Genomic DNA, 20903 nt, shown 5'->3' on the forward strand with positions numbered 1-20903 from the left:
CTCGCTGAGCACGTCACGCCCCGGCAGTGCGGGCGCCGCGCCAAGCCGCCGTCGGGGAGCCTAGTGGTAAGTAAAGTTTCCTGACAATACCCTGAGTACGCCGAACTCCCTTGCGAACTGCCCTGCGAACTCCCTTGCGAACAACGGGCCGTACGTCGACCGACCGCCGCCCCGACCCAGGACCTGCGGGGTGCGCGAGAATGCACGGATGGACGGAACGGGCGGAACGGGCGCGGCGCTGGAGCGGGCAGCCGCCGATGCCGATGCGGTGGAGGGCTGGCTGCGCGGGCTGGCGGGCAATCGGGCCCTGCCGGTGGAGGTGCTGGCCCGACTGCTGGAGTTCGACGAACCGTCGATTCCGACCCCCTGGCTCCGGCACCGGCCCCTGGACGCCGCGGCGACGGAGCTGGTGGTGGCGTCGCCGCAGGTCCAGCACCGCTTGGACGTGACGGAGAACCCGACCGCGGACGTCGACGTCCTGGCCCGGCTCGCGCGGGATCCGGAACCCCGGGTCCGGTTCGTCTATGCGGTGATGCTCTTCGAGCACCGCCGCCGGATCCCCGCCGGGGTACTGGAGATCCTGGCAGAGGACCCGGAACCGAAGATCCGGCGGATCGTCCGCGGCGGTGGAGCACCTCCGGTAGCGGCGCAGGAGCCGGAAGCCCCCGTACTGACGCCGGAGCAGCGGGTGGCACACCCCGACCGGTCCGTCCGCCTGGAGGCTGCCGCCGATCCCGGGCTGCCGACCGCCCTGGCCCTGCGACTGGCGGCGGATCCCGAGAACGACGTCCGGCTCGCGGTCTCGCTGCGGGAGGAGCTGACCGAGGACCAGCGCACCGCGATCCCGTGCACGGTGCCGCAGCGGTTCTGGTCACCGCCGTCCTGGATCGCACGGCAGGCGACCGATCCGGACGCGGCCCGCCGGATCGCGAGCTCCGCGCACCTCGGGCTGCGACGTGCGCTCGCGGCCCAGCCCCACCTGCCGTCCGACGTGGTGACCCTGCTGGCGGCGGACGAGGACGAGTGGGTGCGGCGCACGCTCGCCGAGCACTGCGAGGACGCGCCGCACGAGCTGCTGGTCGAGCTGTACGCCACGGTGCAGGACCGGTACTGGTCGGGCTTCCGCCACCACCGCAACTTCGCCCGCCCCGGGTTGGCCCGGTTCGCCGACGACCCCAACCCGCGCCTGCGGAACGCCGCGCTGGACGACCCGGAGGCCGGGCCCGAACTGCCGCTGAAACTCGCCGACGACCCCGAGGTGAGCGCCCGGGCGGTCAGCGACCCCAGGCTCCCCGCCGACGAACTGCTCCGGCGGCTCGCCCGGCCGGCCCATGCCGCGGCCGCCGCGTGCAATCCGACCCTGCCGGTGGCGGTCATGCACCACCTGCTGGACCTGGCCGGGGCACACTGACCCACCGAGCGACCGCCTCCGGGCCCGCGTCGGGCGCGTGGGCGCGTGGGGGTACTCGGCGACCGTCCTGCCGAAGCCCTCGGACCGACCCTCCCGGCCATCACCCGGACATCGGCCTCGGGTCCGTGCTCAGCCCGGCCTGCCGCACGCCCGCGGACTCCAGCTCCTCCAGCAGCACCCGGATGAAGGCGCGGCTCATGAAGGGCATGATCGCGTCCTTGCAGTCCAGCCCGATCCGGGGCACTGGATCCGCCTCCACCGCGGCGTAGTTCGGGCTGTAGAAGTCGACGCCCTTCTCCAGCGCGGCTTCCATCTCCTCGGCCGACAACTCGCGGCCGTCGTCGGTGAGCCGCATCAACCGAGGCTCGGCCGCGTTCAACGCCGCCACCACCGCCGCCCGGTCCTCGGCCGAGGAACTGACCTCGATGTCCCAGAACTGGTGAACCGGGTAGCCGTGATCCACGACGATCCGCAACGTCCCCGCGTGCACGCTGATCCCGTCCGGCACCTCCGACGACTCGACCGCGCGGCTCATCCACCCCGCCGCCCGTCCGTCGAACGCCTCCACGAACGTGTTGGTGATCCGCCACAGCATCTCCGGCCCCGCGCCGGCGGCGGCACGCTCGAACAGTTGCTGCACGTCGTCGCGGCCTGCGGCGAGGGCCGCGCACGCCGTCTCGAACAGCGTCTCCCGGCTGTGCGGACCTTCTGCGTTCGATGTCATACGGGTCTTGATAGCAGGGGCCGACGACACAGCCGTTGCCCCAGGAGCAGCGAGCACCGCTGGGGCGCCGGTCCGTACGTCGGACGACCGTCCTGGGGTCGGGTTCCGAGCGTGCACGGTCGAGTTCCGGCCGATTCAACGGGTTCGCACCATGCTGGCCCTCTGCCCGCCGGACCCTGCCGTTGACAGCCCACCCCACGTCAGGAGCCGAGCAAGGTGTCCGGTACGAACCGCCCCGCCGCCCCGCCCGGTGGCCGCCCTGCTCTGCGTCTGCGATCGCCGCAGGGCCTCCTCCAGCGTCCGAGCTGATGGCGTTCCGCGCGGTCCACGCCGAGTGGGGCACCGTCTTCGCGCACCTGCCCGACCTCGGGTGTGGGCAGGCGTGGGAGAGGGTGTGGAAGGCGAGGCCGGCCGCGCCGCTGGCCTGCCCGGAGTGCCTGCACCCGGTGCACGCGAAGGTCTCCAGGGGCGGACTGCGGTTCTTCGCCCACGCACCGCGCCCGCCGCACTGCGAGATCGCCCTGCAGGGCGAGTCCGAGGCCCACCACCTCCTGAAGCTGGAACTCGTCGGCGCCGCCCGCGACGCCGGCGCCCACGCCGAGCTGGAGGTCCGCGCCGCCGACGGATCCTGGCGCGCCGACGTGCTGGCCACCGACCCAACCGGGACCAGGCGCACGGCGCTGGAGGCCCAGCTGTCCCCGATCACCGCCGACACCATCACCACCCGCACCGAGCGGATGCTCGCCGACGGCGTCACCAGCTGCTGGTTCAGCGACCGCCCGCGGCCACCGTGGCTCGGCACCGTCCCCTCCCTGCGCCTGGCCGCGGCCGACAGCGGCCTGGTCGTCGCCGAAGGACTGGTGAAGCTCGCCGGTGGCCGGTGGGTCGCCGCACCGCAGGTCCCCGTGGCCGACTTCCTGCGCTGGGTCTTCACCGACAGGGTGGTCCAGCACGCCCCGCAGCTGGCCCTCGCCCACCCGCAGCGACAGCTCGACCTGGTGTGGACCGCCCCGCAGTACATCGCGGCCGAGGACGCCCACGTGCGGGAGGCCCGGCGGCGGGAGCTGGAACAGGAGCAGCAGCGGGCCGCCCACCGGGCGCAGGCGGCGAAGCGGCGGGCCGGGATCGACGCGAGCAACGCCCTCTCCCGGGCCGGAGCGCGGGAGCGGGCGGCCGCCGCCGAGCGGCAGGCGCGCCTGGCGCCCAGCGACACGGTGGAGATCCGTCGGCACGTGCTGCGGATGAATCGCGGGGTTCGCCTGGCGATCGCCCATCTGGCCCGCGAGCACGGCATCACGACGGAGATCGGCTGGAGCCTCGCCGACCCGCGCTGGGCCGCCGGAACCCCGCTGATCGGCCCCGACGGAGCTGTGGTCGCGGTCTTCGACCCGGCGCCGAGCCTCGTCAAGGGCGAGGCGTTCGGGTTGCTCGCGGGAATGCTGTTGCTGTTCACCACCGCGGCGGACCTGAAGCGCTTCGACCGGGCGACGCGCAGGCCGCCGCGGCCCCGGGTGCCGATCGACGGCTGGACCATGCAGCACACCGAACCGGCCCCGGACCGCTCGCCGTCCCCGGCCGGGACACCGCCCAACAGAGCGGTCCGGGACGCACCGGTGGAGCCGGGGTGCACTCGGCCTCCGGAACCCGACGGTGGCACCCCTGTCCCAGCCGCCACCTGAGGCAACCCGAACGCCTTGGCGGGCCGAGCCGCAGCACTGTCGGCCGGCCCTGCGCGGGGCGAAGCACGGATCGTCCCCCGCCGGGTCGGCCGGGGGACGGAGCGCCCCGGTGCCGGTGCGGAGCTACCGGCGCAGCCGTGCGGGCGTCGAGGTCGAGGTCGAGGGGGAACGGGTAGTTGGGCTGTGTTGGTCGTCGACTTCGTGGTCGGTGGTGTTTGGCGGTTGTGCGCTGGTGGCAGGGGTGGTGATCAGGACGCGGACTCCGCTGTCCACCGTCCCGCCTGCCTGCGGCTATCGGCGGCCCCGGGCCGGCTCCGTCCGTGTCAGCCGACCGCCCCCGGTGTTGCCGGAGGCATCAGGCAGGGCGTTCTGACCCGAAAGAGCAGCAGTCCTCCCGTCGTGGTCTCGACGGTGATCAGGTACCGGCTCGACGCCTGGGAGGCGTCGAGGACGGTGTCGACCTTGCCGTCCGTGGTCTCCCGGTATCCGTCGATCTTGAAGCCCTGCTGTTCGAGCATCGCACGGACCTTGCGGACCGCCTCGGGGTGCTGCTCGAGCGGGGCGGAACTGTAGACCGCGTACGACATCTTGTACCGGCCGTCCTGGGCGACCTCGTCGTTCTGGCCGACGCAGTCGTTGAAGAACGGCTCGGCGCTGCCGGGATCGAGGGTGACACCGCCGCTCTGCGCCATGTACTCGGTCATGCGCTGGGCCCAGCCCTGGGCGTCCTGGCGAGCCTTGACGGGCAGCGGCTCGGCGGGGTCGGGCGTGGACATGCATCCTCCGAGGATCAGGGGCAGACAGAGCGCCAGTGCGGCGATGCCGGGGCGCCGCGCTGCGACAGCGCGGGCCGCGGGTCGTGGCAGGGGGAACGGCACAGTGGAATTCCTTGTGGCTGGAACAGGACGTGAGGACCGGACGGCCGGGCCGTGGTCGGCCCGTCCCGGGAATTACAGGGGGCCCGATGGGTTGACGGTCAGTCTGGGAAGCGTTGTCGGTTCCTTCCCGACAGTTCCTCGGCCGACGAAGAGGCTATTGCGGTGACCGGCCGGGCCCCTATCCGTACAAGTACTCATCCGGTATGACATGAAAACAGGCGAGTCAGGACCCGCCTCGTCCGGTTGGACGCAGCGCCCTGGCCGCGCCACCCGCTACCTCTGAATTCGCTTGCCGGCGGCCCGCGGTCTGCGCCGATACTTCGGCATGAGCAGAATCGCGCAGGTCATCGTGTTGGCGCCGGACGCGGATGAGGTGATGGGACCGCTGACCCAGCCGGACGACTCACGCAGCTGGCAGGGTCGTTTCGAGCGGCTCCACCTCTTCATCGGTGGGTGGGTGATCGAGTTCGACCGAATGCGTCCACGGTCGGGACTGCTTCGGCATCTGGAGTCCCTGGCCTGGCCGCATCCGGAGAGCGTGCAGGTGTTGATCCACGACGAGGAGGACGACTGCTTCGGGCTCTGGATGATGCGGGACGGTGTTCTGACCGAGTTGCCCCTTCCCGGCCATCGGCGCCTTCACCCCCCAGCGCCGGCCACCCACGAGTTCCCGCCCGGTCCGGGCCTGCTGTGGCGAATACAGACGGCCGTCCCCACCGGTTTCTCCACATCACGCCAGGACCGGCGCCCCGCCTGGTAGGGCTCACCCCGCTCGGGTGGTGCCGGTGTCGGCCGGCCCCGAGGACGTCCTCGGGGTCGGCTCCGGCGGGTCGGGCGGCGGCCGTCTCCGCACACAACTCGGCCTCGGTACGGCGGGCGACGGCGTTGACGTCTATGTGCTCGGCGCGCAGCATCGCGTGCCGGTGCAGGCAAGAGGGTGGGCGCCCGATCGGCGCGTAGTCAGGGGCAATCAGGGACGGCGGACAGGGCCCGCGCTCAGACCTGGCGTTGTACGGCCCGGTAGTGGTCCAGGTACTCCTTCAGCTCGGCGTCGAGCGGCTCGTCGCTCCGTCCGTTGACGGCCCGCCAGAGGCGGTTCTCGAGCCAGAACCGGTAGGCGAAGTGCTCGAAGGAGGGAGCGCACCAGAGGATCTCGGCCTCCTGAGCCACCGGGTCGTCCAGGTCGCCCTCGGGCTCGTAGTCGTCGGAGTCCCGAGCTTCGTACTCGAATTCGTAGTCGAGGGAGGAGTTGACCACAAACACCTCGCCGGACGGCCGGAGGTAGAGGTACCAGAGAACGCAGTCCTGCTGGTCACGGAAGAAGCGGACGAGGAACGCACCCGTCTCGACGGGACTGGGCAACGGTGCCGAGAGGCTGATCCAGCAACCGGTCACCGACACCGAGTCCAAGGAGCCGCGCAGGTTCGACGAAGTGCAGAAGGTAACGAAGTCCTGAGGCAGCGACAGTCCTTCGGCCGCCAGGCGGAGATCCAACTCGTGGAGTTTCTCGACCTGGTCCTGGAGCGTCCCACCGGGATCACCGAGCCACTGGAACGCCCCGGTGAGGCGGCTTGCGTCCAGCACGGGCAGGCTGTCGTAGGGGTACCTCTCGTACGTACAGCGGCAGGGCCGGTGGTCGCCGAGGTCGGTAGCGCACCAGGCGGCACGGAAGTCGACAGTCATCAGTGGCTGCTCCGTTCGAATCAGGACACGCGCTCGGCAGCATGCCATTCCGCTCGGACATTCGAACGGGCTCGTTCAGGGCTCCAGCCGGTTCTGCACTGGCAGCACCTCACGGCCGACACCGAGCGGCTCCTCGGCGACGACCACCCCGACACCCTGACCTCCCGCAACAACCTCGCCTCCTCCTACTGGCAGGCGGGACGCACCGCCGAGGCGATCGTGCTCCAGGAACGGGTCCTCACCGACCGCGAGAGCATCCTCGGCCACAACCACCCCGACACCCTTGTGTCCCGTGGCAACCTCGCCACGTCCTACTGGCAAGCGGGACGCACCGCCGAGGCGATCGTGCTCCAGGAACGGGTCCTCACCGACCGCGAGCGGATCCTCGGCCACAACCACCCAGACACCCTGACCTCCCGGGCCAACCTCGCCGTCTCCTACTGGCAAGCGGGGCGCACCGACGGTGCCCTCGACCTGTTGCGTTCCGTTGTGGAGGGCCGGGTCCGTGTTCTCGGCCCTGCGCACCCGGACACCGTGGTGTCGCGCGCGGGTCTGGCCACGATGCTGACCCGGCGGGGGCGTGCTCTGCTCCCCGGTGACGCGGCGGGGGCGTGGCAGGACGCCGCCGAGGCGGTCGGGGCGGTCGGCCCGTACCTGGCCGATGATCCGGCCACGTACGGGCCCGCGCTCGCCGAGGCGTACGGGCTCGCCGCCGCGGTGCTGGACACCGACGGGCAACCCGAGGCCGCCGCCGACTTCCGCTCCCGCGCCCTCCAGGCCGCAGGCACCGCACTACCGCCCCAACCCGATCACGACACTGGTGGCAGGAGCCTGTAGTGACCCGACCGCCGTGGTTGTGGCGCGGGATGCTCGCCGAGCACGGTGTCACCGAGGGCCGGCTGCTGCGGAGGATCGACCGCTGGGGCCACATCTCCGAGAAGCTGCACCCCGGCCCCGTCTACGACCTCTCCAAGCGGCTGGTGGCCGCCGTCGGCCTGGAGAAGGACGCCGAGGGACGTGTCTTCACCGCGAACGGCTGGCGGGCGTCCGGCCGCTCGGCGGCCCGGGACGCCGGCGCCTCGGCGGAGGCCGCCGACCGGCACGGCCGGTGGAAGCCCGGCTCGCAGGCCGGCCGAGGCTACGAGCGCGACCGCGGCGAGTACGGGGACCACCCGATGGTGAAGGTCGCCGCCGAGCAGCGCAGGACCCGGACCGCCGTACCGGTCCCGGCCCGGCCCGAGGCCGCGGAGACGGTCGACGGGTTCGCGGTCGTCGACGACCAGCGGGCCGACAGCAAGGGGCGGCTGGGCGCGGACGGCCAGCTCGCCATCGTGTTGCCGGACGCCCCGCCGGCCGAGTAGCGGCACGCCGGGGCCCGGGCGGCGGGGTCGCTGCCCGGGCCCCGCCGTCTCCGATCGGAGGCGGAGTCGAGCAGCGGCCCGGAGGGGCGGGCGTCCAGCCGGTGCGCCGCGGTCGACGGACTGCCCGGCACCGGCCCCTGGGTCACTCGGCCGGTGCGCGGGCCGAAGGGCCCGGTCGCTCAGGTTCCGCCGGGTTTGCCCGTCGAGACCAGCAGGAGGACGGACGAGCCCGGTGCCACCGGTTGTGCGCCGCCCCGGGGCTGACTGCTGATCACCTGCCCGGCGGGAGCGTTCCAGTCCGTGTGACGCATGATCGTGCAGCTCAGTCCGAGTCCGCGCAGCAGGCTTCCGGCCTGTTCGACCGGCATGCCGGCCAGGTCCGGCAGCGCGATGCCCGCTCCCGCGGTCTGCTCCTGCTCCTGTGTCGGCGTCGCATCGGCGCTTCCGCTCTTGGGGGTGCCGGTGGCGAGCGGGGTGCACGCCCCGTTCGCCGGTGGGGACAGGAACGGGGAGGCGCCGGGCGCGGCCGGCACGGGCTTCAGCGCGAAGAACCCCACCGTGGCGCACGCCAGCACGCAGCACGCCGCAGCGGTGCCGAGGAGCGCCCGGCGGGTGCGGCTGCGGCCGACGGCTCGCTCGATCGCGGCCGCGTCGACGACCGGCGCCGTCGGCCCGTCGGCGAAGGAGACCACCGCGGCACGCAGCTCGGCTTCGAGGCCCGGCTCGAACGGGGCCGGTCCGGACGACGTGTTCCTCACTTCGTACCTCCGAAAGCGGCCGACGGCGTGTGCGGCGCCTGGGCGCCCGATACCGAATCGCGCAGCTTGGCCAGGCCGCGGGCGAGCTGGGACCTCACCGCACTCGAAGAAATGTCCAGGACGTCGGCGACCTGCCGGGCGTCCAGATCGTGCAGGTAGTACAGGACCACCACGCTGCGCATGCCCATCGGCAGCCCGAGCAGTGCCTCGATCAGTTCCGCGCGCAGATCCACCTGCCCGAACCGGTCCCGGGGGTCGGCCGTCTCGGGCACCCCCGACAGCCCGGGGCGCTCGCCCCGGCGCGACAGCCGCCGCCAGCGGTCGTTGGCCAGGTTGACCAGCACTTTGCGCACGTACGCCTCCGGCGAGTCCGCCACCGCGACCTTCCGCCACTGTCGGCACGCCCGCTCCAGCGTCTCCTGCACCAGATCCTCGGCCACGTGCACGTCACCGGTCAGCGCATACGCGGTGCGGAACAACGCTCCCGACCGCTGTGCGACGAACTCCGTGAATCCGTTGCCCGGACCGCTCCTGCGAAACCTCACCCGCCGACCTCCTCTCCTCGTCCCGTCCTGATCACTGCCCCCATGACGGCGGAACGGGGGCCGGGTGCTGCACCGAGCCGCCGGTAGTGACGTGAATCACAGCCGGGACGGAAGGGTGTCCCAGGACCTCGCGCCGCTGCCGCCCGGGGTGCGGGCGGAGCCCGGCGAAGCGGAGGGCCGCCGGGCCGAATCGCCGATCTCCAGGTTCCTCGCCCGGGAGCTTCCCGGCGTCGCCGACCTGGCGACCCGGTACGGGCACTGGGCCGGCCAGCTGCGCAAGCCGGTCCGCCCGCGCTCCCGGGGGGAGGTCGACTGGCCCATGCTGGGCCACACCACCCGGATCAGCGGGGCAGGATGCGCAGTACTGCCTCGCGTTCGCCGCTGAGCCGCAGCCCTTGCTGTAGTGCGGCGCTCAGATCGAGGTCGCCGAGCAGGGTCGCGGCCAGCAGGTGCGGCGGTCCACTCAGGGACGCGGTGGGGTGGTCGACCCGGCCGGCGTGGGTGTGCACCGAGCCGTCCTTGACTTCGATGACCAGGTCCTCGTTGCCGTCGGCGTGCAGTTGCAGGGCGATTGCCGGCTGGTCGGGGCGGTGGTCGGTCAGTGCCCGGGCGGGCATGTCCAGCCAGTGGGTGCGGAAGGTGTCGCTGCCGCCCGGCTCACGCAACAGCGGCACGCCCCACCGGCTCAGCTCCTGCAGCACCGGCTCCAGCGCGCGGCCACGCTCGGTGAGGGAGAACAGGGTGGTGGCCACCGGCGGCGGGGCGGCCTCGCGGTGGATCAGGCCGGTTTCCTCGAGTTCGCGGAGCCGGTCGACCAGCAGGTTGCTGGCGATCCCGGGCAGGCCGTTGCGCAGGTCGGTGTGCCGGCACGGACCCAGGGCGAGCAGTTCACGGACGATCAGCAGGGTCCATCGGTCGCCGATGGCGTCCAGTGCTTTCGCGATGCCGCAGAACTGCCCGTAGGTGCGCATGCCACCACCCTACATCGTGGTGTTGAGATTCAAAACTCCCTTGTTGACTTTCTCAACAACGTCGGTCTAGCGTCCCTGCCATGACCCCCACCCTTTCCGTGCGTCGGCTGGCCTGGGCCGGCATCGAGATCCGTCTCGGCGACACCCGCCTGCTGATCGACCCGCTCGAGAACGTCGCTCCGCTGGCGCCGGTGATGGGACCGCCGCACCGGCCGGTCGACCCGGTCGATACCCCGCCCGGCACCCACGCCCTCATCACCCACCTGCACCCCGACCACTACGACCACGACCTGATCGCCCGGATCGCGGCCACCGGCACGATCGGCTGCCACACCCCGAGCGCGGCGGCGCTGCACGAGGTGGGCATCACCCCCGTTGCCCAGGACCTGGGCCAGTCACGCCGCATCGGAGCGCTGACCGTCACCCCGGTGACCTCGCTGGACTGGCGCGGCAACGACTGCGACCAGGTCGCCTGGGTCGTCGAAGGCGCCGGCCGGCGGGTCATCCACTGCGGCGACACCCAGTGGCACGGCAGCTGGTGGCAGATCGCCCGCGACCACGGCCCGTTCGACGTCGCGTTCGTCCCGGTCAACGGCGTCATCGCCCACTTCGAGGGCTACGCGGCCAACGTCCCGGCGACCATGACCCCCGAGCAGGCCGTCGAGGCCGCCGTCGCACTCGGCGCCGACACCGTCTGCGCCATGCACTACGGCCTGTTCCACAACCCGCCGTTCTACACCGAACAACCCGACATCGAGCAGCGCTTCCAGCACGCCGCCGACGAGCGCGGCATCACCGCGGCCATCGTCGCCGACGGCCAGCCCGTCCTGTGACCAGCAGAAACAAGGAGCAACACATGAAGATCGTCCTGTTCGGTGCCAGCGGAAACATCGGCCGGCCCACCACCGAGGAACTCCTGCGTCGCGGCCACACCGTCACCGCGGTCACCCGAGCCGGCCACGTCGACGGACTCGAGCACAAGGCCCTGACCGTGACCACCGGTGACGTCACGGACGCCGCCGCGGTCGCCGGCCTCGCCGCCTCCCACGACGCCGTGCTGTCGGCCGTCGGCCCCCGGATCGGCCAGGAGAACGACCGCGCCACGATCGTCGGTGCCGCCCGTGCGCTGATCGAGGGACTCCGCCGAGCCGGCGTCACCCGCCTGGTCACCATCGGCGGTGCCGGTAGCCTGCGCACGCCGACCGGCGCCCGGGTCATGGACGACCCGGACTTCCCCGCGCTGTGGAAGGCCAACGCCGAGGCCCAGTCCGAAGCGCTCGACCTCTACCGCGGCGTGCACGACCTCGACTGGACGTACGTGTCGCCCGCCGCGGTCATCGGAGCCGGCGAGCGGACCGGGGCCTACCGCAGCGCCGGGGACACCCTGCTCACCGACGACGACGGCAACAGCCGCATCTCGTACGCCGACTACGCGATCGCCTTGGCCGACACGATCGAGAGCGGCACCGCGATCCGCCGCCGCATCACCGTGGCGTACTGAGCCATGAGCAACGACGCCGCCGGCCGGCACACCCGAGTCATCGTCCTGCTCGCAGCGCTCGTGGCCCTGGGACCACTGTCCATCGACGGCTACCTGCCCGGACTGCCGGAACTCGCCGGCGACCTGCGCGCCAGCGCCGCGGCCACCCAGCTCACCATCACCGCCTGCCTGGCCGGGCTGGCCATCGGGCAGCTGATCGCCGGGCCGCTGAGCGACACCTACGGCCGGCGGCGTCCGTTGCTGGGGGGCCTCGCCCTCTACACGATCGCCAGCGCGCTCTGCGCGGTGGCACCCGACGTCCGGACCTTCGTCGGCCTGCGCCTGGTCCAGGGCATCGGCGGGGGGTTCGGCATCGTCATCGCCAACTCCGTGGTCCGCGACCGCACCTCCGGAACCCGCACCGCACGTCTCTTCTCCGCACTGACCTTGATCACCGGCCTGGCGCCGGTGTTCGCGCCGGTCCTCGGCGGCCAGCTACTGCGCGTCACGGCCTGGCCCGGAATCTTCGTGGCCCTGGCCGTACTCGGCGCCGTGCTGCTGGCGGCCTCCGCCGCAGGACTGCCGCAGACCCGCCCCTCCGCGTCACGCCGGCCGCTGCCGGCTGTCGTCGGGCAACTGCTCAGCGACCGGGTCTTCACCGGGTACGTCCTGGCCAACGGCCTGGTCTTCGCGGCGATGTTCACCTACATCTCCGGCTCGCCGTTCGTCCTGCAGGAAATCCACGGCCTGTCACCGCAGCAGTACAGCGCCGTGTTCGCCGTCAACGCCGCCGGACTCATTGCGGCCGCCCAGATCAGCGGCCGACTGGTGGCCCGGGCCGGCGCCCGCGCGCTGCTGCTCGCCGGTCTGCTGGGCGCGACAGCCGGTGGCACCACGGTCCTGGGCGCGGTGCTGACACGGGCACCCCTGCCCGTGCTCCTGATCGGCCTGTTCGTCCTGGTCTCCAGCGTGGGCCTGGTCATGCCGAACGCCGCGGCCCAGGCCCTGGCCGACCACGGCGGACACGCCGGGTCGGCCGCCGCTCTGCTCGGCTTCAGTCAGTTCATGTTCGGCGGGGCACTTGCTCCGCTGGCCGGCGCGGGTGGCGCCACCGACGCCTTGCCGATGGGAATCATCGTCGCCGTGCTGCCGGCGCTCGCTCTGCTCACACTCGGCGTCCTCACCCGGTCGATGCCCGGTGAGCGCACTCGCAGGCCGGCTCGCCAAGGACCTGCCGGGCACCGGCGACCGCGCCGGCACCCACGCGGATCTTCTCCATGACCGGCTCGAGCTGGGTACAGTCGACGCCGAACGGCTGCTCGGGGAGGACCATCCCGGTACTCTGACCGCCCGCGACAACCTAGCCACCTCCTACTGGCAGGCGGGGCGCACCGACGAGGCGACCGCGATCGAGGAGCGGGTCCTCGCCGACCGCCAGCGGATCCTCGGCGACGACCACCCCGACACCCTGACTGCCCGTGCCAACCTCGCCGTCTCCTACTGGCAGGCGGGGCGTGCGGACGGTGCCGTCGACCTGTTGCGTTCCGTTGCGGAGGACCAGGACCGTGTCCTCGGCCCAGTGCACCCGGACACCGTGATGTCCCGCGCGGGCCTGGCCACCGTGCTGACCCGGCGGGGGCGGGCGCTGCTCCCCGGCGACACGGCGGGGGCGTGGCGGGATGCTGCCGAGGCGGTCCGGGTGGTCGGCCCGTACCCGTCCGATGATCCGGCGACGTACGGGCCTGTCCTGGCCGAGGCGTACGGGCTCGCCGCGGCTGTGCTGGACGCCGACGGGCAACCCGAGGCCGCCGCCGACTTCCGCTCCCGCGCCCTCCAGGCCACAGGCACCGCACCACCACCCCGGCCCGGCGACGGTGCGGCGGACGGGAGCCGGCCATGACACCACCACCCTGGCTCTGGCGCGGCCGGCTCGGGAAGCAACAACAGCAGGCTGACGCCCCCGCAATCGACACCCGGCAGAGGATGCCGGCAACGCGGGCAAGGCCGACGGGGACAACGGCTGACCCCCGCGCTCGCGGGGGTCAGCCGGGGGCGGCCCCCGGACTGCGGCCCCGCCGTCCGGACGGGAAGCGGCCTCCTGCAAGACGCGCCGCCGCAGCCGAGCCAGTGGGTCAGTCCCGGGTGCTGTTGGGGTCGTCACGGGTCAGGACTGGCTGCCCCTTCGCGGCGCGGACGGCCTTGCGGCGTCGATACTCGACCTCGTTGCCGTCGCCGCCGTCCTCGACGGCGAAGCGAGCCATCTGAGCGTCGTCGCGGCAGCGTCCGCGCGATCGGCGGCCGTGGAAGTGGGCGGGGTCCTCCGGCAGGGAATCTTCAAGGCGAGTCCTTCGTCGTAGGGGGACCTGATTAGCGCCAGATGGTCAGCAGCAGCACGCACACCACGACGACGGCCGCGACCGAGACAGCTGCGGCGAGTCGCGACCGGGCGGAGTCGACCTGTCCGTCCCGTCGTCGTCTTCGCAGTGCAGGACGAGCGCAGTGCACGAAGTGAGGTCCACGATGAAGTAGCCCCACGACCAGGAGCGGCAGTTGACGCACCGGCCCACCTCGACGCGGGCCGTGTCCGGCGCGGGCATCGGTTCGTTGTCGGCGAGGCTTTCAGGAGGCCTGGGCATGGCCGGCCTTCCCCTGGTAGTCGCCGCGGGCCACCTCTCGGCTGATCCAGGACTGAGCGCTCGCCTCGATGCCCCACCGCAGGACGACCTCCTTCTCGCGGACCGGCCCGCCCGTCTTGCTGTCCATCACCACCCACAGGCCAGGGTTCCGCCCCTGGCGCGGCTCCTGCACCACCCGGTACCGCGCGGCGTGCCTCTGTCTGGCGGTCCTGCCGTCGCCGCGGCGGACCTGGATCGTCATCCGCGTCTCCGGAAGCTGGACCGGGAAGTCAAGCGTCCCGCCATCGAGCGCCGCCTCGACCATCTCGGTTGCCCCGGTGCCGAAAAGCAGCTTCAGGGCGGCGTGCTGCTGGTCTCCGAGGTCGAGGCCCCGGACGGTCTGCCAGACCTCGGTCAGCGCCGCCACCGGTGGCAGGGCCGTCGGGGGCAGGAGGTCCCCGAAACTCACGGTCCAGTCCTCATCGCTGGTCAAGGCCATGTGTCCTCCTTGGTGCCTTGGCGACCGCAGCGGCATCCGAGCTGCACCGCTCCCTGACGAGATTCGGGTAACGCAGCGCACACCTCGATACCCGGACGGTAATCTCACTGTGAGATGACACAGAGACAGGACTGCTGCTGTGGCGACTGCGCTCGAACCGATCCGACTACCTGACCCGGCCTGGCAGAACTCCGAGGTCCGCGGGCTGCTTCGGGACCGGGATATCGCTGGCGTGTTCCGGTGGGTCCAGCACCACAGCGGTGCCAGCCAAGCGCGGATCGGCGCTCAGGTCGGCATGACCCAGAGCCGGGTCAACGAGATCATGAACCGGCGCCGGGAGGTCGTCCGCCTCGATGTGTTCGAGCGCATCGCGGACGGCCTGAACATGCCAGCGGATGCACGACGACTGCTCGGACTGGCCCTGCAGCGAGAAAGCCGGGCGCCCGGCGCCGCGTTCGACCTCGCAGCCTTCCCGGAGATCGTCCGTGTCTACTCCGACCAGGCATCCGCAGCAGCCGAGATCCAGCGCACTGCCCGGTCCGCTGGCGAGATCGACGTGCTCGCGGTTCGGGGTCTGGGGCTCCTCGGCCTCCGTGACTCGTTGCTCCGTCCTCATCTCGAACGCGGCGCCGACGCCAGGCCGCGATTGAGGGTGCTTCTTCTGCATCCCGAAGCGCCGGCCGTTGCGGACCGCGCGAGGGAGATCGGCGAGTCTGCGGAATCGCTCTCCAGCGGGATCCTGCTTGCCGAGGCTCGGCTGCGTGAGCTGGCCGAGGTGGGACATGTCGAGGTCTACCGCTACCGAACCTTGCCGGTCTGGCGCACGATTCGCCTCGATGCCACCCTCTATGTCAGCTCGTTCCACAGCGGTTGGGAAGGACACGAGTCGGCGACCTATAAAGTGCTCGCCACCCCGTACGGTCCCTTGTTCGCCGGGTGGCGTCGGCAGCTCGACGCCATGGTGACGGAGGCCGAACGGATCATCTGACGAAGGGATGGGCGATGGCGATCGAGGCGGAGCTGAAGGCGGTAGTCCGGGATCCGGAGCACCTCCTCAAGGCCCTTGAGGAGCGGTACGGGGTCGGTCGCGCCGAGGTGTACCGCGATACCTACTACGACGCCCCGGACGGCTCGTTGATGGGTGAGGACCGGGAACTACGGATCCGCACCGTACACGGGCCGGACGACACCCGTACCGTCCTGACCTACAAGGGCGCTCGTGTCGATGTGGCCTCCGGGTCCAAGCCGGAGGCCGAGACCATGGTCGAAGACGCCGAGGCTGCACACGAGATCGTCCGTGCGCTCGGATTCGTTCCGCGCATTCAGTTCGAGAAGCGGTGCCGCAACTACGACTTCACGGAGAACGGTCGGACGTTCCTCGCAACCCTGGTCCGTGTCCCCGAGATCGACGGAACGTTCGTCGAGCTGGAGACCGCTGCCAGCACCGACGACCTCTCCGAGGCGCTGGCCAGTGTGCGCTCGGTTTTCGCCTCGCTCGGCATCAACGATGCGGACCTGACGACCGAGCAGTACACGGACGCGGTGTCCGCTGCCCGGCCGTAGCCGTTGCCAGTTCGGCCGTCTGCGCCCGGGCAGGTCCCGCTCGTCGGTATGGTCCCCCTCAACACCTTGAGCATCCCTGGGGGTCCTCCCCGCAGGCGCCGAGGGCGGCGTAGGCGGTGTCCTCCCCGCGCAGGCGGGGTCAGCCGGTCTGCGAGAGCGTCGTCGACGCGTCCGGTGAGGTCCTCCTCGCGAGGGGAGGGTCAGCCGTTGTCCAAGCTGTGGGCGGCTCGTCGGGCTGCGTTGGGTGGGGGGTGTCACGTGGTCCGGTCGGGGCGAGGGCGGAGCCGGGCACTGAGGGCCTTCCCGGTGTGGAGGTCGGCTTGGTCCATGCCCACGCCGAGTCCTTCGGCGAGACGGTAGAAGAGCCCGCGCAGTCCCAGCGGCCCGGTCTCCTCGGTGTCCGGGAGGGCGCCCAGTGCCCGCAGTTCGGGGTCGAAGCGGTGGGGGTCGTGGCCGGATCGGTGCTCGGGTCCGATGCCCCGCAGGGTGTTCAGAGTGGTCACCAGTCGACCGTTCTCGGCATAGCGGAACTCCACCATGGGCTTTTCGTTTGCGTGCAGGGCCAGTGCCGCGGTCCCGTCCGAGACCGCGTCGAGCAGTTCGTCGCCCTCGACGCACAGCCAACTGCCGTGCTCCCACGCCCACGCCCATGACCCGTACCGGCCGGCGGTGACCACGTAGGCGTCGTCCTCGAAGAGGATGTCGCCGAAATCCTCGTGGAACTCGGCCCCGCTCCGTTCGGCGAGTGTGGCGGGGTCCGCCCCCATCCGCTCCAGGAGCCGTCGCGGAGTGAGGTCACGGGCGAACGTGACACTCACCAGCGGCAGGTCCCTCCCGTACATCCAGCCCAGGCCACTCATCCGAACCCCTCCACGGCATCGATCGACCCACCCCCGGTGAGGCTAGACCACCCCAACGACACGGCCACCGATCCAGCCGACCCCTCCCGGTACCCGGCACGAACAGGTCGGCGGCCCACGGCTGGTGACGTTCTCCCCCACGCACGGGAGTCAGCAGGAGACCCCGAACCGGGCGCGGTCCGTGGTCAAGTCCTGCCCGCGCAGGCGGGCCAGCAGTGACCCCGTGTTTTCCGCAGCCAACACCCCAGCGTCACCACCGTCTGCCACGATGGACGCCGCTCCTTGACACCTCAACAGGCCAGCTCGAATGTGCCCCCCGAAGACTGGTCAAGATATGGCAAAGCCCCGAGAACGGCGCAGGTCGCGAAGGGTCTTCCCCGCACTCGCGGGGGTCAACCGTTGCGGACGGTGCCCGGGTCCTCCCCACAGGCGTGGGAGTCATTCGTTTACCAGCGACTCGATCTCGTTCCTGCCCGGACCGGGCTCTCGCCATGAAGCCCTTCTCCTGCCGCCACTCCAGCTTTACTCGTCTCCCGCGAGCACAGGGAGAACGCCAGGCGCGACCGGGGGCAACTGCGTCCGGCCGGAAGCCTCTGCAGGAACCGAACCACTGTGTCGCCGCCACCTGCCACGATGGACACTGCTCCTTGAGACGTCAACAGGCTGATCCGGGCCATAACGCTCGACATGCCGGTCGCTCCGTAAGTCGGAGGCAGACAGCCGCTCCGTTGAATTTCCCGAAGGAACCCGAGGCGCCACGGCCCTCGGCCGCGTGCTCGACGGCGAGCTCCGTCAGCTGCGCGGTGTCGATCCGGAAGTGGTCGGAACAGGCCGGGAGATGAGCCTGGGCGGCCTCGGCCGGACTGCCGGGCGCCGCTCCGGCGAGTCCGGTCACGAGTTGCGGAATGGCGGCGCCGGAACCGGCACCGGCGCCTCGGGTCTTCTCGGGTAAACGGGAACGGTGATGCACGGTGGCCCTCCGGAGGATGCGGATGCGGTACACGTGCTGCGGCGAAGCTGATGTGACGTTGCGTCGTCCATTGGTCGGCCCCCGCAGGCGCGGGCGGACCAGGCGATCGGCGCTGTCCTGCGCGCCGGGGCACCCCCTCTGTCCGAACAGGCACGGACGGCCGCCGGCGGTGAACTCGATCGGCCGCCGCGCCCGTTGCTACCGGTGAGGGTCCGTCGGGCGGTCGCCCGGCGGGTCGCCGCCCCGGTGCCGCCGGGCGGTCGACGAGGCCCCGCCCCGACCGATCAGGAGCAGACATGAACAAGATCAAGGCCGCCGTCGCGGCCCTCGCCGCCCTCGCCGGGATCGGTCTGAGCGCGGCTCCCGCCTCCGCGGGTGACATCAACATCCCCGCGCGCTGCAGTGACAAGCAGTTCGGCGGCAGCTTCCTGTGCGGCGGTGACTTCCGTGACGGCGTCACCTACTTCGGCTTCCAGGACGGGAACAGCGAGATCTTCGTGATCGGCACCGACAACGCCGTGTGGACGCGCTGGACGAGCGGCAGCTCCCACAAGCTCAGCAGCTGGACCTCCCTGGGCGGCTACTTCACGAGCAAGGTCATGATCACCCGCCAGACCCTGGGCGGCGCCTTCACCATCACCTCGCGCGGCAGCGACTACAACCACATGTGGTCCCGGGACCGCAGCCAGAACGGGAACTGGAACAACTGGTACGTCGACGGGCCGCCGATCGCCGGCGGCGGCAAGGTCGTCCCCGGGTCCCAGGAGCCCGCGGCGACCGCTCTCTGACCGGTCCCCCGGCCGCTCCCGGCCCTCCCCGTAACTCGGACGGCAGACCCCAGCACTCGGACAGACCACCGTCGGGCGGACCGCTCCCGCTCGGCGCGGTGCCCGGCGGGGACTCCGCGGCAGAACCCGCATGGTCTCGAGGTGCTCCGGGAGCGGGCACCGGGCGGTGGACGAGTCGGCGACCAGGTGATGGCCACAGATCCGGTCGCCGGGGCCACCGGGTCCGGAACTGTTACTGCCACGATTACAAGGTGTGTTATTTCAGTGCCGAGCATCCGGCCACGAACGAACCACTCCACGTTCTCATCGAGCGGGCCGCCGACGCAGAGCTCACTACGGCCGAACTCGACCACAGCCGACTGCTGCGCGACAAGGTCGCACAGGGCGCCCGGTCAAGTCCGCCCCTCACCCGATCCGGGCCGTCGCAATGCTGCATGCCGTCGCTACCGGGTCACTTGACGTACTACCCACGTCGTAGCGGGTGACGGTAGCCGGGTCTTCGAGCTGAGGAACCTGCCGGGGCCGGGTGGGTTTGGGTGCGGGCCGGACAACGCTGGTGGGGGCGGAGGTTCCTGAACCTCCGCGGCCCCGGGCCAGGGTAAGCCCGTTCGGTGTCACCGGCCCCGCCCGGCGCCCAGGCGGAGAGGCTGTCCGCCGGTCACGTCAGCCGGTGCCGGGGTGCGGACAAAATCCTTCCTCGATCTCCCGGTAGCTGGCGAGGATGCTGCTGGAGCCACGGCGAACGTAGAACTCCAGGCGCCCGTTGTCCCGGTAGGCGCACGGCTGGTTTCCACCAGGGACGTCGACCGCGATGACCCGCTTGTAGTCGTGCTTGATCACCCGGGGGTGACAGACCGGCGCGGGCTCCAGATTGTTGCGGATCATGTCTCCGATCCTGCGCTTCTGCTCGTCGGCGCTCTGGTCCTGACTCAGGCCGACGATCTCCAGGTTGTCGTCCTCCACGCCGAACAGGATGGTGCCGCCCCCGGGCTGCGACGCGAACGCTGCCACGGTCTTGAGCATCTTCTTCCGGGTGCGGGCGTCCTTGTCCGGAATCTCCCGCTTGCACTCCAGCTGGGGGCCTTCACCATCCGCGAGGAGCAGCTCCAGTTCCAGTTCGGGTTGCTCCCAGACGACCGAGGTGTCGCGGACGCTGCCGTACGGTCCGGCAGGGAAGTGCCGCATGTCGAGCCACTTACCGCTACGGTGCGCGATCAGCAGGCTCTCGACCCGCAGTCCCTCGGGCAGGTCGAAGGAGTAGGAGCCGGCGCCCTCGACCGAGAGCCGGCGGGAATCAGCGGGCTCGCTCAGTTCCAGGACAACGCCGTCCAGGTCGTCGCCTTCAAGATCGACGGTGAGCCGGTCCGGGGCAACGGTGACCTTCTGGAACCAGGCACCCCGCCGAGGCTGGACGACACGCCACAACTGGTCGACGGTTGTCCGACTGTCGTAGGGGCGCCGGTAGAGGAAGGAACTGACAGCCTGATCGAAGGTCAGGAAGGAGGGATACGAGGTGTCGCCGACCAGCACACCGTGATTGCGGTAATCGGTGGAGATCCTGCGGATCGTCCACTCGGTCCGGGGCCAGGGCGTCGTCCTCCCCGTCCACACCTGGTTCCCGCGGAGGTTGTCAGCGGACACATGGGTCGAATCCTGGTCGGCGAAGACACGGAAGCTCCCGATGTCCGCGGGCTTGCCGCACAGCAGGTCCGCCACCAGACTGCCCCTGAGCCTCCGGGCGACGAACGCCACCGTCGGGTACAGCCAGGTCTCCTCGCCATTGGTGTCGAGATCGGGAGCGTCGAGCAGAACTTCTCCGTGGTGGAGCCGCCACTGCTCCTGTGTGTCAGTCACCAGCACCAACCGAGCGCGGACGTCCTCGCACCCTCGTACCAGCTCCGCCAGGCCATCCACGTCCACCTGCTCCGAGGCCATCATCACCGACTACTCCCCTCCCCGGCCGGAGACGGTCCCGGCGTGGTCGTCCCATGATGGCCGAACAGAGCCACCGCCGACGGCCGGCCCACCTGTTCGGGAGGGCCGGGCGTGAACACGCCGGCCATGTCCTTCGAACCCGCGCTGACGACTGCTGCGGTGCAGGACTCGTTTCCACTAGAG

At 71.2% G+C, this 20903-nt stretch carries 22 protein-coding genes; 12 read left to right on the forward strand and 10 right to left on the reverse strand.

Features of this window, described 5'->3' with window-relative positions; translation table 11 throughout:
• The first annotated feature begins 208 nt into the window (after positions 1 to 208).
• Positions 209 to 1411 carry a hypothetical protein gene (locus ACW14Y_RS04125; protein ID WP_456985896.1) on the forward strand — a complete coding sequence of 401 codons (1203 nt, stop codon included), beginning with the start codon at positions 209 to 211 and terminating at the stop codon, positions 1409 to 1411.
• A 100-nt stretch (positions 1412 to 1511) separates the two neighbouring features.
• Here the strand turns inward: ACW14Y_RS04125 and ACW14Y_RS04130 are convergent, their stop codons facing one another.
• Positions 1512 to 2135 carry a hypothetical protein gene (locus ACW14Y_RS04130; RefSeq protein ID WP_456985897.1) on the reverse strand — a complete coding sequence of 208 codons (624 nt, stop codon included), beginning with the start codon at positions 2133 to 2135 and terminating at the stop codon, positions 1512 to 1514.
• A gap of 308 nt (positions 2136 to 2443) precedes the next feature.
• Between ACW14Y_RS04130 and ACW14Y_RS04135 the strand changes: the two genes are divergently transcribed.
• Positions 2444 to 3814, forward strand: a complete 1371-nt coding sequence (locus ACW14Y_RS04135; RefSeq protein WP_456985898.1) for a competence protein CoiA family protein — start codon at positions 2444 to 2446, stop codon at positions 3812 to 3814.
• Between the two features lie 323 nt (positions 3815 to 4137).
• Here the strand turns inward: ACW14Y_RS04135 and ACW14Y_RS04140 are convergent, their stop codons facing one another.
• A complete protein-coding gene (locus ACW14Y_RS04140) occupies positions 4138 to 4590 on the reverse strand; it encodes a hypothetical protein (RefSeq protein ID WP_456985899.1) in 453 nt (150 codons plus the stop codon).
• 427 nt (positions 4591 to 5017) lie between these two features.
• Between ACW14Y_RS04140 and ACW14Y_RS04145 the strand changes: the two genes are divergently transcribed.
• Positions 5018 to 5452: a hypothetical protein gene (locus ACW14Y_RS04145; protein ID WP_380386612.1), complete on the forward strand. Its 435-nt coding sequence runs from the start codon at positions 5018 to 5020 to the stop codon at positions 5450 to 5452.
• A 236-nt stretch (positions 5453 to 5688) separates the two neighbouring features.
• Here the strand turns inward: ACW14Y_RS04145 and ACW14Y_RS04150 are convergent, their stop codons facing one another.
• Positions 5689 to 6375 carry a hypothetical protein gene (locus ACW14Y_RS04150; protein WP_456985900.1) on the reverse strand — a complete coding sequence of 229 codons (687 nt, stop codon included), beginning with the start codon at positions 6373 to 6375 and terminating at the stop codon, positions 5689 to 5691.
• Here ACW14Y_RS04150 and ACW14Y_RS04155 point away from each other — a divergent pair.
• Entirely contained in the window at positions 6325 to 7212 is an 888-nt protein-coding gene (locus ACW14Y_RS04155; RefSeq protein ID WP_456985901.1) for a tetratricopeptide repeat protein, read from the forward strand. The genes ACW14Y_RS04150 and ACW14Y_RS04155 overlap by 51 nt on opposite strands.
• Positions 7212 to 7736 carry a hypothetical protein gene (locus ACW14Y_RS04160; RefSeq protein WP_456985902.1) on the forward strand — a complete coding sequence of 175 codons (525 nt, stop codon included), beginning with the start codon at positions 7212 to 7214 and terminating at the stop codon, positions 7734 to 7736. Before ACW14Y_RS04155 ends, ACW14Y_RS04160 begins: the two co-directional genes overlap by 1 nt.
• Positions 7737 to 7915: 179 nt before the next feature.
• Here ACW14Y_RS04160 and ACW14Y_RS04165 read toward each other — a convergent pair whose 3' ends face one another.
• From ACW14Y_RS04165 to ACW14Y_RS04175, 3 genes are all read right to left on the reverse strand, one after another.
• Positions 7916 to 8494: a PASTA domain-containing protein gene (locus ACW14Y_RS04165; protein WP_456985903.1), complete on the reverse strand. Its 579-nt coding sequence runs from the start codon at positions 8492 to 8494 to the stop codon at positions 7916 to 7918.
• Positions 8491 to 9039 (reverse strand): SigE family RNA polymerase sigma factor, encoded by a 549-nt coding sequence (locus tag ACW14Y_RS04170; RefSeq protein WP_073810252.1) that lies wholly within the window; start codon positions 9037 to 9039, stop codon positions 8491 to 8493. The genes ACW14Y_RS04165 and ACW14Y_RS04170 overlap by 4 nt, the downstream gene beginning before the upstream one ends.
• Before the next feature lie 341 nt (positions 9040 to 9380).
• Complete coding sequence (locus ACW14Y_RS04175) at positions 9381 to 10010, reverse strand: winged helix-turn-helix transcriptional regulator (protein ID WP_380305772.1); 630 nt, start codon at positions 10008 to 10010, stop codon at positions 9381 to 9383.
• 80 nt (positions 10011 to 10090) lie between these two features.
• Here ACW14Y_RS04175 and ACW14Y_RS04180 point away from each other — a divergent pair, with 80 nt between their 5' ends.
• The 4 genes from ACW14Y_RS04180 to ACW14Y_RS04195 are packed head-to-tail and all read left to right on the forward strand — an operon-like array spanning position 10091 to position 13390.
• Positions 10091 to 10843: an MBL fold metallo-hydrolase gene (locus ACW14Y_RS04180; protein WP_456985904.1), complete on the forward strand. Its 753-nt coding sequence runs from the start codon at positions 10091 to 10093 to the stop codon at positions 10841 to 10843.
• Positions 10844 to 10866: 23 nt separating this feature from the next.
• On the forward strand, positions 10867 to 11511 hold the full coding sequence (locus ACW14Y_RS04185; protein WP_380305776.1) for an NAD(P)-dependent oxidoreductase: 645 nt from the start codon (positions 10867 to 10869) through the stop codon (positions 11509 to 11511).
• A gap of 3 nt (positions 11512 to 11514) precedes the next feature.
• Positions 11515 to 12771 (forward strand): multidrug effflux MFS transporter, encoded by a 1257-nt coding sequence (locus tag ACW14Y_RS04190; RefSeq protein ID WP_456985905.1) that lies wholly within the window; start codon positions 11515 to 11517, stop codon positions 12769 to 12771.
• Positions 12689 to 13390 (forward strand): tetratricopeptide repeat protein, encoded by a 702-nt coding sequence (locus ACW14Y_RS04195; protein ID WP_456985906.1) that lies wholly within the window; start codon positions 12689 to 12691, stop codon positions 13388 to 13390. The genes ACW14Y_RS04190 and ACW14Y_RS04195 overlap by 83 nt, the downstream gene beginning before the upstream one ends.
• A 232-nt stretch (positions 13391 to 13622) precedes the next feature.
• Here the strand turns inward: ACW14Y_RS04195 and ACW14Y_RS04200 are convergent, their stop codons facing one another.
• Both ACW14Y_RS04200 and ACW14Y_RS04205 read right to left on the reverse strand, forming a co-directional pair.
• Positions 13623 to 13751, reverse strand: coding sequence for a hypothetical protein (locus ACW14Y_RS04200; protein ID WP_380312843.1), 129 nt, complete (start codon positions 13749 to 13751; stop codon positions 13623 to 13625).
• A 358-nt stretch (positions 13752 to 14109) separates the two neighbouring features.
• Positions 14110 to 14604: a hypothetical protein gene (locus tag ACW14Y_RS04205; protein WP_456985907.1), complete on the reverse strand. Its 495-nt coding sequence runs from the start codon at positions 14602 to 14604 to the stop codon at positions 14110 to 14112.
• Between the two features lie 139 nt (positions 14605 to 14743).
• Between ACW14Y_RS04205 and ACW14Y_RS04210 the strand changes: the two genes are divergently transcribed.
• The gene (locus ACW14Y_RS04210) at positions 14744 to 15592 is read left to right on the forward strand and encodes a helix-turn-helix domain-containing protein (RefSeq protein ID WP_456985908.1); all 849 of its coding nucleotides are present in this window, start codon (positions 14744 to 14746) and stop codon (positions 15590 to 15592) included.
• A 14-nt stretch (positions 15593 to 15606) separates the two neighbouring features.
• Positions 15607 to 16167, forward strand: coding sequence for a class IV adenylate cyclase (cyaB, locus tag ACW14Y_RS04215; RefSeq protein ID WP_456985909.1), 561 nt, complete (start codon positions 15607 to 15609; stop codon positions 16165 to 16167).
• 254 nt (positions 16168 to 16421) lie between these two features.
• Here cyaB and ACW14Y_RS04220 read toward each other — a convergent pair whose 3' ends face one another.
• On the reverse strand, positions 16422 to 17027 hold the full coding sequence (locus ACW14Y_RS04220; protein ID WP_456985910.1) for a DUF6461 domain-containing protein: 606 nt from the start codon (positions 17025 to 17027) through the stop codon (positions 16422 to 16424).
• A 1266-nt stretch (positions 17028 to 18293) separates the two neighbouring features.
• Here ACW14Y_RS04220 and ACW14Y_RS04225 point away from each other — a divergent pair.
• Positions 18294 to 18785: a hypothetical protein gene (locus tag ACW14Y_RS04225; protein WP_456985911.1), complete on the forward strand. Its 492-nt coding sequence runs from the start codon at positions 18294 to 18296 to the stop codon at positions 18783 to 18785.
• Between the two features lie 663 nt (positions 18786 to 19448).
• Here ACW14Y_RS04225 and ACW14Y_RS04230 read toward each other — a convergent pair.
• The gene (locus ACW14Y_RS04230; protein WP_456988062.1) at positions 19449 to 20723 is read right to left on the reverse strand and encodes an AlbA family DNA-binding domain-containing protein; all 1275 of its coding nucleotides are present in this window, start codon (positions 20721 to 20723) and stop codon (positions 19449 to 19451) included.
• Between the last annotated feature and the right edge of the window lie 180 nt (positions 20724 to 20903).

The organism is Kitasatospora sp. cg17-2 (assembly GCF_054031055.1).

Excerpts from the sequence above, each read along its gene's own strand:
- ACW14Y_RS04125 (WP_456985896.1), top strand. The coding sequence starts at position 209 with ATGGACGGAACGGGCGGAACGGGCGCGGCGCTGGAGCGGGCAGCCGCC.
- ACW14Y_RS04130 (WP_456985897.1), bottom strand. The coding sequence starts at position 2,135 with ATGACATCGAACGCAGAAGGTCCGCACAGCCGGGAGACGCTGTTCGAG.
- ACW14Y_RS04135 (WP_456985898.1), top strand. The coding sequence starts at position 2,444 with ATGGCGTTCCGCGCGGTCCACGCCGAGTGGGGCACCGTCTTCGCGCAC.
- ACW14Y_RS04140 (WP_456985899.1), bottom strand. The coding sequence starts at position 4,590 with ATGTCCACGCCCGACCCCGCCGAGCCGCTGCCCGTCAAGGCTCGCCAG.
- ACW14Y_RS04145 (WP_380386612.1), top strand. The coding sequence starts at position 5,018 with ATGAGCAGAATCGCGCAGGTCATCGTGTTGGCGCCGGACGCGGATGAG.
- ACW14Y_RS04150 (WP_456985900.1), bottom strand. The coding sequence starts at position 6,375 with ATGACTGTCGACTTCCGTGCCGCCTGGTGCGCTACCGACCTCGGCGAC.
- ACW14Y_RS04175 (WP_380305772.1), bottom strand. The coding sequence starts at position 10,010 with ATGCGCACCTACGGGCAGTTCTGCGGCATCGCGAAAGCACTGGACGCC.
- ACW14Y_RS04180 (WP_456985904.1), top strand. The coding sequence starts at position 10,091 with ATGACCCCCACCCTTTCCGTGCGTCGGCTGGCCTGGGCCGGCATCGAG.
- ACW14Y_RS04185 (WP_380305776.1), top strand. The coding sequence starts at position 10,867 with ATGAAGATCGTCCTGTTCGGTGCCAGCGGAAACATCGGCCGGCCCACC.
- ACW14Y_RS04190 (WP_456985905.1), top strand. The coding sequence starts at position 11,515 with ATGAGCAACGACGCCGCCGGCCGGCACACCCGAGTCATCGTCCTGCTC.
- ACW14Y_RS04200 (WP_380312843.1), bottom strand. The coding sequence starts at position 13,751 with ATGGCTCGCTTCGCCGTCGAGGACGGCGGCGACGGCAACGAGGTCGAG.
- ACW14Y_RS04205 (WP_456985907.1), bottom strand. The coding sequence starts at position 14,604 with ATGGCCTTGACCAGCGATGAGGACTGGACCGTGAGTTTCGGGGACCTC.
- cyaB (WP_456985909.1), top strand. The coding sequence starts at position 15,607 with ATGGCGATCGAGGCGGAGCTGAAGGCGGTAGTCCGGGATCCGGAGCAC.
- ACW14Y_RS04220 (WP_456985910.1), bottom strand. The coding sequence starts at position 17,027 with ATGAGTGGCCTGGGCTGGATGTACGGGAGGGACCTGCCGCTGGTGAGT.
- ACW14Y_RS04225 (WP_456985911.1), top strand. The coding sequence starts at position 18,294 with ATGAACAAGATCAAGGCCGCCGTCGCGGCCCTCGCCGCCCTCGCCGGG.
- ACW14Y_RS04230 (WP_456988062.1), bottom strand. The coding sequence starts at position 20,723 with ATGATGGCCTCGGAGCAGGTGGACGTGGATGGCCTGGCGGAGCTGGTA.